Raw genomic sequence first — 16,097 nt, 5'->3', positions numbered from 1 at the left:
GGATCAGCCGTGCGCGCCGAACTCGTTGGCGATGGCCGTCGAGATCCTGAGCACCAGCGCATAGGCGCGCTCGATCGGTTCGATGTAATCGCGGCGGATCACCTCATAGCCCTGGTCGCCCCCATCGGGATAATCGCTGGGCTCGTCGATGGCGTAATCGTCGATGCTGGGGAAGCTGGTCGGGAAAGCCCGGCGCAGCTGCGCCAGCGCGTCGTCGATGCGAAGGGTGAAGACCATCTCCATCACGTCCTCGCGGCTGATGTCGTTCGATCGCGAGAAGACCGGCACCTGCACGATCTTGAGCATCATGTGCTGAAGAAGCGCGAGGCGCAAAGATTGCAGCAGGCCGATGGACCGGCGCTTCTGCTCCCGGTCTGGGATCGGCACGCCCCATGCCTCACGGCTGCCCGGGATGGCGTCGAGCAGACGATGCAGGTGCAGCGCATCGACGCGCAAACGGCTGGCAAGGCGGCGGAACACGCCGGTGCGGTCGTCCTTGGTCAAATAATCGGCCAGCGTCAGGCAGGCATCGGTCAGATGTTCTTCCGTCCCGCGATAGGGGCGGCTGGCCCAATAGGCGGAATTGAACAGCTCGCCATAGGCGGCGACCGTCTTGATGCTGGCCAGCGCATCGGCGCTGCGCAGCAGGCGCAAAAGCTGCCGCCCACGCTCGCTTTCCGACAGCATTTCCGCGATCTCCTCGCGGTTGGTATCCGCCGCGGTGCCGAACCCGGCGATCACGTTAACCGGATAACCGAGCTGCTGCAGGATCGCATTATGCGGGATCGCGCGGATCTGCCGCAAGCTCATGTTGCGGTCGGCCGACAGGTCCGACTGGCGGCGCGACCGGCGCGAGCCGGTGTCGTTCAACAGGCCAAGCCCGAATGCCGTGATCGCGCGGCTGTATGTCGCCGAAACAAGGTGCATGTTCTGCACCCGGCGGATCGCGCGATAAAAGTCGAGGCTGAGGTCGGTGCGGCGATAGAAAAGATCGGTCGGCACGTCGGGATCGCATTCGCCCGGCGGGTTTTCCGCGATGCGCGCAATGGTGGCGAGCGCCAGTTCGGGCGTGCCGAACCAGAGATAACCGTCACCGCCCTGAAAGCTCACCTCCGGTTCCAGCCGGATGCCGCGCCGCGCGAAACGGCGGCGTGCCCAGGGGGACAGCGGCCATTCCAGACGGTCCTTCATCGAAACCGGATGGGCGCCGCGGCCCATGCTTTCGCCATGGGTGTTGAAGATCAGCGCAGCGACATCGGCGCCATGCTCGGGCGTCAGCTCGTTGGCTTCCATCGCTTCTGCCAACCGGCCCTGCAAACGCTCGATGGCGAGCGAAGCGGGAATCTGGCCGACGAAGCGGCCAGCATCCGAAAACCCGGTCTGGATCGCGATGCGCCCGCGCATCTTCGCATATTTGCGGAATTCTTCTTCCGCCAGCAGCGCGTCGAGGAAGCGGCCGCCATGTTCCAGCGCGGTCTCCGTCTCGAACAGCGGAGAAACGTCGATCTTGTCCTCGATCCCGAAGAGCTTGCCGAAATAAAGTGCGGCCAGCACGGTCTGGGGCTGTTCGCACTCCGCGATCAGCATGCGGATCGGAGCGTCGGCATCCACGTGCCGCAGGATCTGCTGCATGGCGAGGAACTGCCGGATCGCGGTCGAGCTTTCGATGGCAAGCGCGGCGAAATTGGAATCGAGCGGCTGGATTTCCTCGATCGCGGTGCGGATCGCGTTCAGCGCGGCCTGGCTGGCGATGTCGAGCTTTGATTCCGGGTCGAGACGGCGGCGGATCGCGTTCTGCAGCTGAGAGCTGTTCACGCGGAAATGGATCCACCCCATGCCGAGGCCATCGGCGCGCATGGCAGCGGCCGCCGTCAGGAACTCGATGGCGGTGTCGTCGTCCGCGTCCCCGGCCAGCTTTTCAAGTTCTTCAATTACGGGGCCAAGGCTGATCATCTTGTCGGGATGATTCGCGGTCAGCGAATTGGCCGCGCGCGAAAGGGCGGCAGGATCGCCCATGTCCTTGCCGAACAGCGCGGCCATGTCGCCTGCATGCTTGGCCGCATTGACCAGCTTGGCCGAAAGATCGGGGGCGAGCGCGGCCAGCATCGCGGCATAGCTTGTAAGCCGCTCCGCCTTTTCCGACAGGCGATAGCGGATCGAGGTGTTCCAGCCGATATCGGTGCGCCCGTCCATGTCATAGCCGACCCAGGTGGCAAGCCGCGTCGGCGTGGGCTTCAGCGTCTTCCATTCACCCGGCCAGTTTTCCTTGGCGGTCTCATAGATGTGGCGCACGGCCCGATCGCGCGCGGCCTGCGCGCGGCTCATCGCCTCCATCGCGGCGTCGTGTTCGCTGTCGAGCGTGATCTGCGTGCGCTCATGCGGGGCGGTGCAGACATTGTCACCCTTGGCGTCGCCCTCGCTGGCGGCCTTGGCCACCGCCTTCGACTGAGCAGGGGTCAGCAGGAAAGTCGGGTGGGCGGTAAACACGATATGCAGCATCGGGTTGGACCAGCGCGCGCTGTAGGCTGCAAAATCCTCGCCGTCGCGCTTGCCGAACGCGGCAAGATTTTCGCCCGCATCCAGCGGTTCAAGCATCCGGTCGAGCTTCAGCGCCCGTGCCTGCAGCCCTTCGCATTCCAGCGCGGAGACGAGCCCGTCAATGTCCTTGAGGGACTTGCGCCCGCTCTCAAGGTCGCGCGACAGTTCCAGGCCGAGCTGGAACACGGGGTTGTAGATCGGCGTGTCCTGCGTGCGGCCATGCAGTTCCTGCAGACGCTGGTTCAGCTCTTCGATCTGTGGGGTCATGGAGGGGTCTCCCTTTAGGGGATTGGGTTGTTAGCGGGGAAGGGCGGCGGCTTCACGGGCAAGCGCCTCGATCTTAGCCTTGTCGACCGGGCCGCCCGCGGGCATCGCATCGCCGGGTGCAACCCAGCTGCCGCCGACGCACAGGATTGATGGGTGGGCTAGGTAATCGGGCGCGTTCTGGGGAGAAACGCCGCCGGTCGGGCAGAAGCGCGCTTCGTGGAACGGGGCGGCCAGCGCCTTCAGCGCAGGCAGGCCGCCATTGGCCTCTGCCGGGAAGAATTTGAAGTGCGAAAGTCCCAGATCCATGCCGCGCATGATGTCGGCGGCGGTCGCAATTCCGGGAAGGAAACCGATGTCATTTGCGATCGCGGCCTTGCCGAGATTTTCGGTCAATCCGGGCGACACGACGAATTTCGCGCCAGCCTCGATCACGGAATCCAGCTGTTCGGGATTGAGCACGGTGCCTGCGCCGACAATGGCGCCCGGCACCTTGGCCATTTCGCGGATCGCGTCGAGGGCGCAGGGGGTGCGCAGCGTGACTTCAAGGCAGGGAAGGCCGCCGGCAACCAGTGCCTCTGCCAAAGGCAGGGCCTGGTCGATGTCGTTCACCACCAGCACCGGGATGACCGGGGCTGCTTCCATGAATTCGCGGATGTTCGCCATTTCCTATGTTCTCCGTAAAATTCGTTAGAGGCCAGCGAGCGCCAGCATCGCCGAGCCGCCCTTTTCCGCTTCGTCCGCGCCCAGCCGCATCATCGCAAAAAGCTCGCGGCCCACGCCCAGCGCAGGGGCTGGCGGCGTTGCGGGCTGGCGGCCCGAAAGGTCTGCCGTGGTCGAGATAGTGCCGTTGACCGCATCGACGCGCACGATGTCGCCATCCTGCAGGTAAGCGATCGGACCGGGTTCGGCATCGCCATGGGTCAGTGCTTCGGGGGTGAGGTGGATGGCGGCGGGCACCTTGCCCGATGCGCCCGACATGCGGCCATCGGTGACCAGCGCGACCTTGAAGCCGCGGTCCTGCAACACGCCCAAAGGCGGGGTCAGCTTGTGCAATTCGGGCATGCCATTGGCGCGGGGCCCCTGAAAGCGGACGACGACCACGACATCCTTGTCGAGTTCGCCCGCCTTGAAGGCCTCGGCCACTTCGGGCTGGGTGTGGAAGACGCGGCAGGGCGCCTCCACGATCCAGCGTTCCTCGTCCACCGCGCTTGTCTTGATCGTCGCGCGGCCCAGATTGCCGTTCAACAGGCGCAGGCCGCCATCGGGCTTGAACGGCGTGCTGGGCGGGCGCAGCATGGTATCATCGCCGCTCTCTTCAGGCAGCGTGCGCCAGACGAGCTTGTCGTCTTCCAGCGCCGGTTCCTTCGCATAGTCGCGCAGCGACTGGCCGCCGACGGTGGTGATGTCTTCGTGGGCGAGGCCCGCGTCGAGCAATTCGCGAATGACATAGCCCATGCCGCCTGCCGCGTGAAACGCGTTCACGTCGCCCGATCCGTTGGGGTAGACTCGCGCGATCAGCGGTACGACTTGCGATAGTTCGTCGATGTCCTGCCAGTCGATGATGATGCCCGCCGAACGCGCGATGGCGGGCAGGTGGATCACGTGATTGGTCGAACCGCCGGTGGCGAGAAGCCCTGCTATGGCATTCACGATCGCCTTTTCATCGACGCATTTCGCCAGCGGGCGCGTATCTTCGCCGCGCAGGGAGATCTTGGCCAGCTGATGCGTCGCGGAACGGGTCAGCTGGGTGCGCAGCGGCGTGTTGGGCGGCACGAAAGCGGAGCCGGGCATGTGAAGGCCCATCATCTCCATCATCATCTGGTTCGAGTTGGCCGTGCCATAGAATGTGCAGGTGCCCGCCGAGTGATAGGCCGCGCTTTCGCTGGCCAGCAGTTCCTCGCGCCCGACCTTGCCTTCGGCATAGAGCTGGCGGACCTTCTGCTTTTCCTTGTTGGCGATGCCGGTGGGCATCGGGCCCGACGGGATCATGATGCAAGGCAAGTGCCCGAAACGCAGCGCGCCGATCAATAGACCCGGCACGATCTTGTCGCAGATGCCCAGCAGCGCCATGCCGTCATAAGTTTCGTGGGAAAGCGCCACGGCTGTCGCGAGAGCGATGGTGTCGCGGCTGAAGAGCGACAGTTCCATCCCGTCCTGCCCCTGCGTCACGCCATCGCACATGGCGGGCGTGCCGCCTGCGACCTGCGCCGTTGCGCCGACTTCGCGGGCATAGAGCTTCATTGCTTCGGGATAGCGGCCATAGGGCTGATGCGCCGAAAGCATGTCGTTATAGGCGGTGACGATGGCTAGGTTGGGGCTTTCCCCGCTGCCGATCGCGCCCTTGTCATTGCCGCTGGCCGCAAAGGCGTGGGCAAGGTTCGAGCAGGCAAGCTGCGTCCGGTTGGGCTGGCGCTGCGCCTCGCGCTCCATCAGTTCGAGATAGCGGCCGCGGCTGTCGCGGCTCTTTTCGATGATGCGCTGGGTAACGCGGTGGAATTGATCGTTGAGGGCGGCCATGGTTGGGTCCTTGGGTCTTATCTGTGAGCCGGTGAGGGAATCGGCCCGTTTATTTTGCAGTGCAGCGTATCAGGATCGGTTCCGGATGACAGGGCGAAGTGCCCCGTCTGGCGGTCGGTTGCCGATCCCGGTGCCATGCGCCGCTATCCCTCGTGCCAGGTGACGCCATCGCGTTCGGCAAGAGCGATCGATGCGCTCGGCCCCCAGCTTCCGGCGGTATAGGTCTTGGGTTTCAGTTCGTTTTCAGTCCAGTTGGCGCGGATCGCGTCGATCCATTCCCACTGTGCCTCGACCTCGTCGCGGCGCACGAACAGGGTCTGGTCGCCTTCGACCAGATCGAGCAGCAAACGCTCATAGGCGATGCGCCGTTCCGGTCCGGCAAAAGCATCCGGCATGGCAATGTCGAGAGGCGTCGCGCGCAGCCGGATACCTTCGCGGTCAAGCCCGGGGACCTTGCTCATCAGCGAAAGCCGGATGTTCTCGCGCGGCTGGATGCCGATGACGAGCTGGTTGGGCACCGTCTTCGCGCCGCGCCCCTCGAAGATCGAATAGGGGATGCAGCGGAACTGCACCACGATCTCGGTCATGCGCTGGGGCAGGCGTTTGCCGGTCCGCATATAGAAAGGCACGCCCTTCCAGCGCCAGTTGTCGACATGACCCTTGATGGCGACGAAGGTCTCGGTGTCGGAATCCTTGCCCAATTCCTCGTCATAGCCGGGGACCGCTTCGCCATTGATCGCGCCCGCCCGGTACTGGCCGGTCACGGTCTCGCCTGCTTCGGTTTGGCGCAGGGCGCGCAGCACCTTCACCTTTTCGTCGCGGATCGCGGTGGCATCGAAACTCGTCGGCGGCTCCATCGCGACAAGCGCGAGGAGCTGGAGCATATGGTTCTGCACCATGTCGCGCAGCGCGCCCGAACCGTCGTAATAGCCGACCCGCGATTCAAGGCCGACGGTTTCGGCGACCGTGATCTGCACATGGTCGATATGCGCCGCGTTCCACAGCGGCTCGAACATGATGTTCGCAAACCTGAGGGCGAGGAGGTTCTGGACCGTTTCCTTGCCGAGATAGTGGTCGATGCGGAAGATCCGCTCCTCCGGAAAGGCGGAGGCGACCGCGTCATTGATCTCGCAGCTCGATTCCAGATCGGTGCCCAGCGGTTTTTCAAGGCCAATGCGGACATTGCCCGTCGTCAGGCCGTTGGCGGCAAGGCCCTTGATAGTCGGTTCGAACAGGAAGGGCGCGGTCGACAGGAAGATCGAAAGTCCCTCGTTCTCCTCGGTTCCGATCGCGCCGACCTTTTGCGCCAGCGCATCGAAACCTTCCGGCGTCGATGCATCGAGATCCTGATAGGACAGGATTTGCAGGAACGGATCGACCTTGATGTCGCGGCCGGGCGGCAAAAAGCGGCCCAGCGCATCGCGGGCAAAGTTCCTGAATTCCTCGTCGCTATATTCGCTGCGCGCGGTGCAGATGATCTGCATGCCATCAGGCAGCAGCCCTTCGGAATGCAGTGCGCACAGCGATGGCAGCAGCATGCGCTGGGACAGATCGCCGGTCGCCCCGAACAGGAGAAGCTTGTTCGCGGTGAAATTCATGGCGGACAGGCTCCTGAGTCACTATGGTTATTGATAGGTTCTGCCATGCGGATAGGCGCTTGCTCCCTGCTGTCAACTTTCGTTAGCAAGTGCAACCCGGTGTTTAAAAGATGCACCTGGCACGCATTCGAATGCACTCATCCAAAATGCGCCTTAACCTCGCGAAACCGTGATCGACTTTTCCAGCAACTGGGCCATGCCGTAAGAGGTGAGAAAACTGACGTCCGCGGCATCGCGGCCCACCGCGATCTTCACGATCTCTGCCGGATCGGCCATGCCGGTCGCGTCGACCAGATGCCAGCTGCCGGTGCCGTCATCGTCCCCGCCGGGATCGGCCAGGAAAACCTCGGCCACGGCGTGAAAATCCTGCGGTTCGACATCGGGTGCATAACATGACACGAAACGCGCCGGGATCGCCGATGCGCGCGCGAGTGCGACCACGACATGCGCGAAATCGCGGCAAACGCCGCGCCGCTCGACAAAGCTGTCGACCGCGGTGGTGGTCGCATCGGACGTGCCGGGCGCATAGGTGAAATTGCCTGCCACCCAGTCGTGGATCGCTTGCACCCGCGCTCCGCCCGACGTGTTCGCGAACTCGGCCTCGACAAATGGCTGGAAGCGATCGGCAGGGCAGAACCGGCTGTCGAAGAGATAGGACACGGTCTCACCGGGAAGCTGGTGCGGGCGCAGGGCATTGAGCGACGAGATATCGGCAAGATGGCGGTCGATATGGGCGCTGACCTGGTAATCGGCGGTGAAATCGCCCTGGCAGCGCAGCCAGATCCGGTCTCCGATCATGTCCTCGCCCGGCACGCGCGCCATGTGCTCGCTCGCAGAGCAGATCACGCCTTTGCCATACAGCGTCTGTTCGGGGATCACCGCCCCTTCCATCTGCAGCAGGAAATCGGTCGGCTGGTCAAAACGGAAGGCGATATGGGCATTGATATTGATCGGCATGCAGGAACTCTCTTTCCCCTTGGGGTGTCACCTGCCAACGCATGCTGCGCGCCCACGTTTCCCGATTGTCGGAAAAAGATGTCTGTGCCCTATTCCCCCATCAGGTGGAGCACCACTTGCCGCCGGTGAGAGCGGGCGCGATGCTCGGCCAGATAGATGCCCTGCCACGTGCCCAGCACCGGCGTTCCGCCCGCCACCGGTACCGAAAGACTGGCCCCCGTCAGCAATGATTTAAGATGGGCGGGCATGTCGTCGGGCCCTTCGTCGTCATGGAGATAGCCCGCGTTTTCGGGCGCGATCCGGTCGAGCCAGTCGAGGATGTCGGGCTTCACCTCCGGCGCGGCGTTTTCCTGAATCAGCAATGAGGCCGAGGTGTGGCGGCAGAAGAGGGTAAGAAGTCCGGTGTCGATGCCGCTGGACCGGCACTCGCGCACGACCTCGCGCGTGAATTCGACCAGGCTGCGACCCGGCGTTACAATTTCGAGCGTGACTTGATGCTGCTTCATGGGGATCTGGCTTAAAGCGATTTGGTCCCCGTTCAGCAAGTATCCGCAATAAGGCCCCGAACAGCCCCTGATCAGAACATGCTGGCCACCGGCCTTACGGTCTGGCGGCGGGCGGGGCAGTGTTGCGCAAATGTACAAATTTACGACGGAATAGGGATAAAAGACGCTGAAAAGTCATTTTTCGGGTCCCCTCTCTCCGGCATCGCGGTTAAGGCAATTTCCATGGACGGAACGATCTACGACAGCAAAAGCCTGGCAAGGCTGGCGTTCGAGAGTGCTGAGGATCAGCACTCTTCGCCCGCGCCTGCCGGCCGGATGCCGCGTGAAGCGTCGAAGATCGCCGTCATCTGCAATCCGCGCAGCCACGGGGTAAAGACCCGCGGCCTGGAAGTGCCACCGGGCGTGGAGGTCGTGTCGCCCCGCACCCGCGGTGCGCTGGCGCAGGCGCTGGCCGATTTCTCGAAGCGCGGTGTCGAATTGCTGATCGTTGCGGGCGGTGATGGCACCGTGCGCGACGTGCTGACCTGCGGTGCGCGCCTGTGGCGCGGTAATGTGCCCGCGGTCGCCGTGCTGCCCAAGGGCAAGACCAATGCGCTCGCCGTCGATCTTGGCATCGACCGTGAATGGAGCGTGGCCGACGCAATCGCGGCATGGCGCGACAATCGCTTTTGCGCGCGGGAGACGATCGAGATCACGCGCCCGGACGAGGGCGGTGAACCGGTGCGCGGCTTCCTGTTCGGCGCGGGCATCTTTGTCAGCGCGACCGATCTGGCGCAGACCACGCATAAATGGGGCGCGTTCCACAATCTGGCGGTCGGACTTTCGATGCTGGGTTCCATCGCCAATGTCGCCTTCGGCTTCGGCGGTTCGGGCTGGCGCGATGGCAAGCGGATCGCAATTTCCGCGCCCGAAGCCGCGCCCGGAACTGCCGGGATCAAGGTTGAGGGTGAGCGCAACCGCGTCATCATGCTGGTGTCGACCATGCATCGCCTGCCGCTGGGCGTGAAGCCCTTCGGCAAGGAGCGGGGCGGCATGAAGCTGCTGGTCGCCGACGCACCGCCGCGCCGCTTCGTGCGCAATTTCTGGCGCGCCATTCGCGGCGGCAGCAGCGAAAAGCTGGCTCGCGACAATGTCTGGCGGCTCGATACGCCCAAGCTCGATATCAATGTCGAGGACGGCTTCGTTCTTGATGGCGAGACTTTTCCCGGCGGCGAGTATGAGCTGCGCCAGGGCGAACCGATCGCCTTTGTAATACCGTGATCGGCACAAAAGGCGGCCAGGAGCTGGCCGACCGGATCAGCGCCGGGCTTGCCGCCCCGGTTCGCGATGAGATCCGGGCTTTCGCGCAGCGTCTGGGTAGGAGCCACGATGCGCTTGCCGTGCTTTTTTACGGTTCGAATCTGCGCAGCGGGTCGCTTGAGGGCGTTCTCGACTTTTATGTGCTGACCGATGGCCCGCGCGAAAAGGGGCTATGGCCGCGCGTCGCCTATCACGAGATGGAGATCGGCGGCGAAACCCTGCGGGCAAAGGTCGCGGTGATGCGCCTGTCGACTTTTCGCCATGCAGCGCAGGGTCGTCATGCCGACACCACCATATGGGCACGTTTCGTGCAGCCATGCGCGCTTGCATGGGCTATTGATGGTGCGGGCGACAGAATGCGCGAAGCCATTGCCAGCGCCTGCCAGACGGCGGCCCGTTTCGCCGCGGCGCTGGGGCCCGGCAAGGGGACCGAACGTGATTTCTGGGGGGCGCTGTTTCGCGCCACCTATCGCGCCGAATTGCGGGTGGAGAAGCCGGGACGCGAACTGCAGATACTGGATTTCGGTGCCGAACATTTCGACGGGCTGCTGCCCGCCGCGTGGTCCGCTGCGGGGATCGGCTTCGATGCCGATGACGGCATGCTCAGCCCGCAACTCTTGGCAACAGAACGAGCCGCGCTCATCCGGCGCTGGGAAAACCGCCGCCGCATGGGCAAGCCCTTGAATGTCGTGCGTTTGCTGCGCGCCGGAACCACGTTCGAGGGCGGCGCGCGCTACCTTGCCTGGAAGGTTGAGCGGCACAGCGGCATCAAAGTGCCGCTGACCCCGTTCCGCGAGCGTCACCCGCTAATATGCGCGCCCGTGCTGGTCAGCGCCTATTGGCGTGAAAAACGCCGCAGGCAAAAGGGCGCTTAGCCCTCTTTCTTCGGCTTGTCGTATGGCACGAATTCGCCGAGGAAAATGACGCCGCGCATGAAGCCGGTGTTATCGCGCATCTGGACAGTATCGACGCTGCATAGCTGGTTCATGACGGTCTGCGTCACCATGATGTCGCTGCTGTTGAGCGAGCTGGCGCCGCTGTCCGGGCGATTGACGTAAAGCGTCCGTCCGATGCGATAAACGATCGCAGTGTCGTCATAAATGGTGGACGACTGAACTCGGCTCAACTGGATGCAACGGACCGGCTCGCCCGCCACGCGACCTTCCAGCGCCTTGGCCAGCTTTTTCTCGCCCTTGCTCATCTGGGCGGTTGCCTCTGGTGCATCCTCAGCCTTGTCCTGATCCTGCGCTGCCTGCGCGGCGACGGGAGCAAGAGCCATGACGCCGGTCGCAAGCGCGGTAAGCATGATATTGCGCTTCATCTTCGGTCTCCTTTCCTGAGATATAGGATCGGTGCGATGAATTGACACTGACTGAAACGGCAAGACGGGTTTTATCGCGGCGCGAAACGTCACCAGCTGTTGCCAGCGGCGACCGCGGCCTTTTCGTCCGGAGTGGATCGGCGGCCCAGAACGGCATTGCGGTGCGGATAGCGGCCAAAGCGTGCGATCATCCGGTAATGCGATCGGGCAAAGGCCAGAACGTCCGGATTGTCGCTATAATAGCGAAGGCTCCAAAGCTGGTCCGCGATCCCCTCGCTATGCATCAGCGGCATGGCGAGGAACTGGCGCTGCTCATCGCCGAGGCCCCGGTCCCATCCGTTTTTGAGCGCACCCTTGGCAATGGCGCGGGCCAGCGGGTCGCTGGCGAAGGCAAGCGGGCTATCGCGAAAGATATTGCGCGGAACCTGATCGAAAAGCAGCACGGCGGCGCGTGCGGTCAGCGGATCGTTCAGGAATTCGGATGCCGGGCGATGGCGCAGCATGTGCCATTCGCGGGCAAACCGCTGGCGAAGCATGGTGTCGACGGCCGCGCCGCCGCCGAATCGATCGCTGGGGCCGAGAATGTCGAACCAGACATGCAGGATTTCCGCTGCCCACGGGCGCTGCGCCATGGCCATGTCGGGGTTAGCCGGTGCCGCCGACCGTCAGTCCCTCGATCAAAAGGCTGGGCTGGCCTACGCCTGCGGGGACGCTCTGCCCCGCCTTGCCGCAGGTGCCGATGCCTTCGTCGAGTTCCATGTCATTGCCGATGCCGATCACCTGCGTCAGCGCGGTGGGGCCATCGCCGATCAGCGTCGCGCCCTTGATCGGGGCGATGACCTTGCCGCCCTCGACCTTGTAGGCTTCGGTGCAGCTGAAGACGAACTTGCCCGATACGATATCGACCTGTCCGCCGCCAAAACTGGTGGCGTAGATCCCGTCCTTCATGCGCGAGAGCAGTTCCTTCGGATCGTCTTTGCCCGAACGCATGAAGGTGTTGGTCATGCGCGGCATGGGTGCATGGGCGTAGGACTGGCGGCGGCCATTGCCGGTCGGTTCCACGCCCATCAGGCGGGCGTTGAGGCGGTCGTGGATATAGCCTTTCAGGATGCCATCCTCGATCAGCACGTTTTCACGTGTCGGCGTGCCTTCGTCATCGATGGTCAGCGATCCACGGCGCGAAGGCATGGAGCCATCGTCGATGACCGTTACGCCGGGTGCGGCGACGCGCTCGCCGATCTTGCCTGAAAAAGCGCTGGTGCCCTTGCGATTGAAATCGCCTTCGAGGCCGTGCCCCACCGCTTCGTGCAGCAGCACGCCGCACCAGCCGGGGCCGAGCAGGACCGGGCACACGCCAGCCGGGGCGGGAATCGATTCGAGATTGGTGAGCGCCTGCGCCAGCGCCTTGTCGATGGCGCGATTCCAACTCGCCTCGGCCATGAACTCACCATAAAGCGCGCGGCCGCCCATGCCAAAGCTGCCGGTTTCGCGCCGGCCATTCTGTTCGACGACGATCCCGACATTGAGCCGAACAAGCGGGCGCACATCGGTGGCGATAAAGCCGTCGGGGCGCACGATTTCCACCACCGACCAGCTGCCGACGAGCGAGGCGGAAACCTGCTTCACCCGCGGATCGCGAGCGCGGGCTGCGGCGTCGATCTTTTCAAGCAGCGCGACCTTCGCGGCGAAGGTCACGCCATCGAGCGGGCTTTCATCAGTGTAGAGATGGCGATTGGTCGCCTGCGGCGGCGCGGCCAGCGGACGGCTGGTGGCGTCGAGAAGCGACAGCGTCTCGCCAGCCCGGCGGATCGCGTCTGCTGAAATCTCGTTGGCATGGGCGAAGCCGGTGGTCTCACCCGATATGCCGCGCAGGCCAAAGCCCGCCTCGCGCGAATAATCCGCCGTCTTCAGCCGCCCATCGTCAAAGGCGAAGCTTTCCGACGCGGTGAATTGCAGGAACAACTCGCCATCGTCACACGCCGACAGCGTTTCGCGTGCCAAGGCCTGCGCCGTGTCGGGATCAAGCTGTCCGGGGCGATAGAGAAGCGAGCGGGGATCTGCCGGGATAGTCATTCCGGCAATATAGGAAGGCTCTGCCGGTTTGGACAGCGCCTGCGTGGCGATTAGCCCGCTGCGCCTTCCTCTTGCGCGGAGCCGACCGCCGGGTTTACGCCGGTCACGTCATGAGCGGGGCCGCCCTTGAGCACAAAGCGGCGATCACAATAGCCGCACTCGACATAGCCCTTCTCGTCAATCTCAAGCCAGACGCGCGGATGGCCGAGCGCGGAGGGCGCATAGCCGCTTCCGGCGCGGATGTCGGTGGCGCCATCGCATTTGACGCGGGTGGAATCGGTGTAGATCGTTTCAGGCGCAGTGCTCATGGGACAAGTCGGTTACCAGCGGCTGCGGGTGATTTCCAGATGGAAAAACGCGTGAATTCGCACTTGCCGCATGCCGGGTCTTTACGGACTGTCCCTTGTACCCCAAATGGCAGCCCATGAATCCCGCCCAGCAAGCTGCCATCTCGATCCGCAACCTGTCCAAGACCTATGCCCCCACGGGCAAGGGAACGGAGCCCAAGCGCGCGCTCACCGATGTGAGCTTCGACGTGCCGCGCGGCTCGATCTATGGGCTGCTGGGTCCCAATGGCGCGGGCAAGTCGACGCTGATCAATATTCTCGCCGGATTGGTCTCGAAGACCGAGGGCGAGGTTTCGATCTGGGGCTTCGACATCGACAAGGACCGCCGCAACGCGAAAGCGTCGATCGGCATCGTCCCGCAGGAGATCGTGTTCGATCCCTTCTTCTCGCCGATCGAGGTGCTGGACGTGATGGCAGGCTATTACGGCGTGCCCAAGGACAAGCGCCGTAGCGCCGAACTGCTGCAGGCTGTCAGGCTGGAGGACAAGGCGCACGCCTATGCCCGCTCTTTGTCGGGTGGCATGAAGCGCCGCCTGCTGGTCGCCAAGGCCATGGTCCATTCGCCGCCCATTCTCGTGCTCGATGAACCTACCGCAGGCGTCGACGTCGATCTTCGCCGCCAGCTGTGGGAGCTGGTCCTCGACCTCAACAAGAAGGGCGTGACGGTGGTTCTCACCACGCATTATCTCGAAGAGGCCGAGGAGCTGTGCGACCGCATCGCGATCATCAACCATGGCCGCCTGATTACCGACAAGCCGACGCGTGAACTGGTCGGCATGGCGCGCGAAAAGGTCGTCGAGGTCACGATCGACCAGGAAATGAAGGTCGCGCCCAGCCATCCCTCTTTCATCAAGTCGGAACTGACCGGGGATCATTCGGTCGCGATCACCTTTAACAAGGACGATCTGACCGCGGGCGAGGTTTTGGGACTGGTCCAGCAGCAAGGCTGCGCCATCGTCGACGTCACGACGCGCGAACCCGATCTGGAAGATGTATTCGTCCAATTGACCCGCGACGCCACAAACTGACGCGTTTCACCCAAAAGACACGAGCCAGTGCCGTGAAAACACGCTAGACCCATTGCCATGGACGAGGGGCAGCGCCGCGACGGCGAGCGGGACACGCACGAAACGAATGAGGATACGGCTCGCAGTGCGCGGCTGACCTGGGGCCTGCGCGCGCTGGGGGTGGTGCTGGCCGCCTCGGTCTGGCTTGCACTCGATGGCGCAGCCGGGCTGGAGCCGCAGGCGCGCAATGTGGCTGCCGTCGCGGTATTGATGGCGGTGTGGTGGATGACAGAGGCCGTGCCGCTGGCGGTGACCTCGCTCCTGCCGATTGTCCTGCTTCCCATGTTCACCGATCTGACCGTGAAGGAGGCAACCGCCCCTTACGCGCAGCCGATCGTGTTCCTGTTTCTTGGCGGTTTCCTGATCGCGATCGCGATGGAAAAATGGAACCTGCACAAACGCATAGCCCTGCTCACCCTGCTGCGTGTGGGGGTGGAGCCGCGCCGCATCGTGCTGGGCCTGATGCTCGCCACGGGTTTTCTTTCCATGTGGGTGTCGAATACGGCGACCACGCTGATGATGCTGCCGATCGGCCTGTCGGTCGTCGCCCTGCTGACCAGCCGGTCGCAGGACGAGAGTGCCGATACCGCCGAACATCGCCACGGCCATGTCGCGGCCATCGCTGACCCGCAGGTCAAGCGTTTCGCGGTCTGCCTGATGCTGGCGATTGCCTGGTCGTCGAGCATGGGCGGCCTCGGCACGCTGCTGGGCAGCCCGCCCAACGCGATTATCGCAGGCTATGCCGAAAGCGAATTCGGGGTGCGAATCGGGTTCGTGCAATGGATGATGCTGGGCATGCCGACGGCCTTTACCTTTATCTTCGTTGGCTGGTGGCTGATGACGCGCGTGCTCTATCGCGTCGATCTGCCCGGAATTCCCGGTGGCAGGCAGATGCTGCTGGGCGAGATTGAGAAGCTTGGCCCCTTCAGCCAGGGGGAAAAGACGGTCACGGCGGTTTTCCTTGGCGCGGCGTTCCTGTGGGTGATGCCGGGCCTCATGTCGACCATTCCGGGTATCGAGGAGGAACTGGGCTGGTTCTTCACCCTGAACGATGCAGCCATCGCCATCGCCGCAGGGGCAGTAATGTTCATGCTGCCCGGGCGCGGCAGCCGCGAGATGGTGCTGGAATGGAAAGATGCCGAAAGCGGCCTGCCATGGGGCGTGCTGCTGCTGTTTGGCGGCGGCTTGTCGCTGGCGGGCGCCGTCGCTGCCACGGGCCTCGATGGCTGGTTCGGCCAGCAGGTAAATGTATTGGGCGCCCTGCCGTCGCTGCTGCTTGTCGCGGCGGTCGTCGCCATCGTTCTGTTCCTGACAGAGGTGACCAGCAACACCGCGACGGCAGCGACCTTCATCCCGGTTCTGGGCGGGGTCGCGCTGGGCATCGGGGCCGATCCGATGTCGCTATTGGTGCCTGCCGCCTTTGCCGCGACCTGTGCGTTCATGCTGCCGGTCGGCACGCCGCCCAATGCGATTGCCTTTTCAACGGGCGCTGTCACGATCCGCGAAATGGCGCGTGGCGGGTTTGTGCTGAACCTCGTCGGCGTGATCCTGATCGCGCTGTTCTGCTATTTCCTCGGCGGACCGGCGCTGGGCCTCGAGTATTGAAC

14 protein-coding genes are annotated in these 16,097 nt (G+C 63.8%); 4 read left to right on the top strand and 10 right to left on the bottom strand.

The features are described 5' to 3' along the window. Positions 1–3: 3 nt before the first annotated feature. From A9D13_RS08865 to A9D13_RS08840, 6 genes are all read right to left on the bottom strand, one after another. The gene (locus A9D13_RS08865; RefSeq protein ID WP_066772613.1) at positions 4–2,805 is read right to left on the bottom strand and encodes a phosphoenolpyruvate carboxylase; all 2,802 of its coding nucleotides are present in this window, start codon (positions 2,803–2,805) and stop codon (positions 4–6) included. 30 nt (positions 2,806–2,835) lie between these two features. Beyond that, a complete protein-coding gene (locus A9D13_RS08860) occupies positions 2,836–3,468 on the bottom strand; it encodes a bifunctional 4-hydroxy-2-oxoglutarate aldolase/2-dehydro-3-deoxy-phosphogluconate aldolase (RefSeq protein ID WP_066772612.1) in 633 nt (210 codons plus the stop codon). 24 nt (positions 3,469–3,492) lie between these two features. After that, positions 3,493–5,322, bottom strand: a complete 1,830-nt coding sequence (gene edd, locus A9D13_RS08855; protein ID WP_066772611.1) for a phosphogluconate dehydratase — start codon at positions 5,320–5,322, stop codon at positions 3,493–3,495. Between the two features lie 143 nt (positions 5,323–5,465). Then, entirely contained in the window at positions 5,466–6,920 is a 1,455-nt protein-coding gene (gene zwf, locus A9D13_RS08850) for a glucose-6-phosphate dehydrogenase (protein ID WP_066772610.1), read from the bottom strand. A gap of 153 nt (positions 6,921–7,073) precedes the next feature. Beyond that, positions 7,074–7,877, bottom strand: coding sequence for a transglutaminase-like domain-containing protein (locus A9D13_RS08845; protein ID WP_066772608.1), 804 nt, complete (start codon positions 7,875–7,877; stop codon positions 7,074–7,076). Between the two features lie 89 nt (positions 7,878–7,966). After that, positions 7,967–8,383, bottom strand: coding sequence for a secondary thiamine-phosphate synthase enzyme YjbQ (locus A9D13_RS08840; RefSeq protein ID WP_066772606.1), 417 nt, complete (start codon positions 8,381–8,383; stop codon positions 7,967–7,969). A gap of 222 nt (positions 8,384–8,605) precedes the next feature. Here A9D13_RS08840 and A9D13_RS08835 point away from each other — a divergent pair, with 222 nt between their 5' ends. Both A9D13_RS08835 and A9D13_RS08830 read left to right on the top strand, forming a co-directional pair. Then, positions 8,606–9,643, top strand: coding sequence for a diacylglycerol/lipid kinase family protein (locus tag A9D13_RS08835; RefSeq protein ID WP_172808133.1), 1,038 nt, complete (start codon positions 8,606–8,608; stop codon positions 9,641–9,643). Continuing rightward, positions 9,640–10,557 (top strand): hypothetical protein, encoded by a 918-nt coding sequence (locus A9D13_RS08830; RefSeq protein ID WP_229665199.1) that lies wholly within the window; start codon positions 9,640–9,642, stop codon positions 10,555–10,557. The genes A9D13_RS08835 and A9D13_RS08830 overlap by 4 nt, the downstream gene beginning before the upstream one ends. On the opposite strand, the gene A9D13_RS08825 is transcribed toward A9D13_RS08830, so the two are convergent. The 4 genes from A9D13_RS08825 to A9D13_RS08810 all read right to left on the bottom strand — a co-directional run bounded on the left by A9D13_RS08825 (position 10,554) and on the right by A9D13_RS08810 (position 13,384). Continuing rightward, positions 10,554–11,003: a hypothetical protein gene (locus A9D13_RS08825; protein WP_066772604.1), complete on the bottom strand. Its 450-nt coding sequence runs from the start codon at positions 11,001–11,003 to the stop codon at positions 10,554–10,556. The genes A9D13_RS08830 and A9D13_RS08825 overlap by 4 nt on opposite strands. 89 nt (positions 11,004–11,092) lie before the next feature. Continuing rightward, positions 11,093–11,641 carry a DUF924 family protein gene (locus tag A9D13_RS08820; RefSeq protein ID WP_066772602.1) on the bottom strand — a complete coding sequence of 183 codons (549 nt, stop codon included), beginning with the start codon at positions 11,639–11,641 and terminating at the stop codon, positions 11,093–11,095. Positions 11,642–11,648: 7 nt separating this feature from the next. Continuing rightward, positions 11,649–13,076: a metalloprotease TldD gene (gene tldD, locus A9D13_RS08815; protein WP_066772600.1), complete on the bottom strand. Its 1,428-nt coding sequence runs from the start codon at positions 13,074–13,076 to the stop codon at positions 11,649–11,651. 50 nt (positions 13,077–13,126) lie between these two features. After that, on the bottom strand, positions 13,127–13,384 hold the full coding sequence (locus A9D13_RS08810) for a zinc-finger domain-containing protein (RefSeq protein WP_066772595.1): 258 nt from the start codon (positions 13,382–13,384) through the stop codon (positions 13,127–13,129). Between the two features lie 116 nt (positions 13,385–13,500). Between A9D13_RS08810 and A9D13_RS08805 the strand changes: the two genes are divergently transcribed. After that, positions 13,501–14,451 carry an ABC transporter ATP-binding protein gene (locus A9D13_RS08805; protein ID WP_066772593.1) on the top strand — a complete coding sequence of 317 codons (951 nt, stop codon included), beginning with the start codon at positions 13,501–13,503 and terminating at the stop codon, positions 14,449–14,451. Positions 14,452–14,508: 57 nt separating this feature from the next. Then, on the top strand, positions 14,509–16,095 hold the full coding sequence (locus A9D13_RS08800; RefSeq protein ID WP_066772591.1) for an SLC13 family permease: 1,587 nt from the start codon (positions 14,509–14,511) through the stop codon (positions 16,093–16,095). Positions 16,096–16,097: the final 2 nt, after the last annotated feature.

It is taken from the genome of Croceicoccus mobilis (assembly GCF_001661965.1).
Lineage (GTDB): Bacteria > Pseudomonadota > Alphaproteobacteria > Sphingomonadales > Sphingomonadaceae > Croceicoccus > Croceicoccus mobilis.
This window is presented reverse-complemented; position numbering and strand designations above follow the sequence as displayed.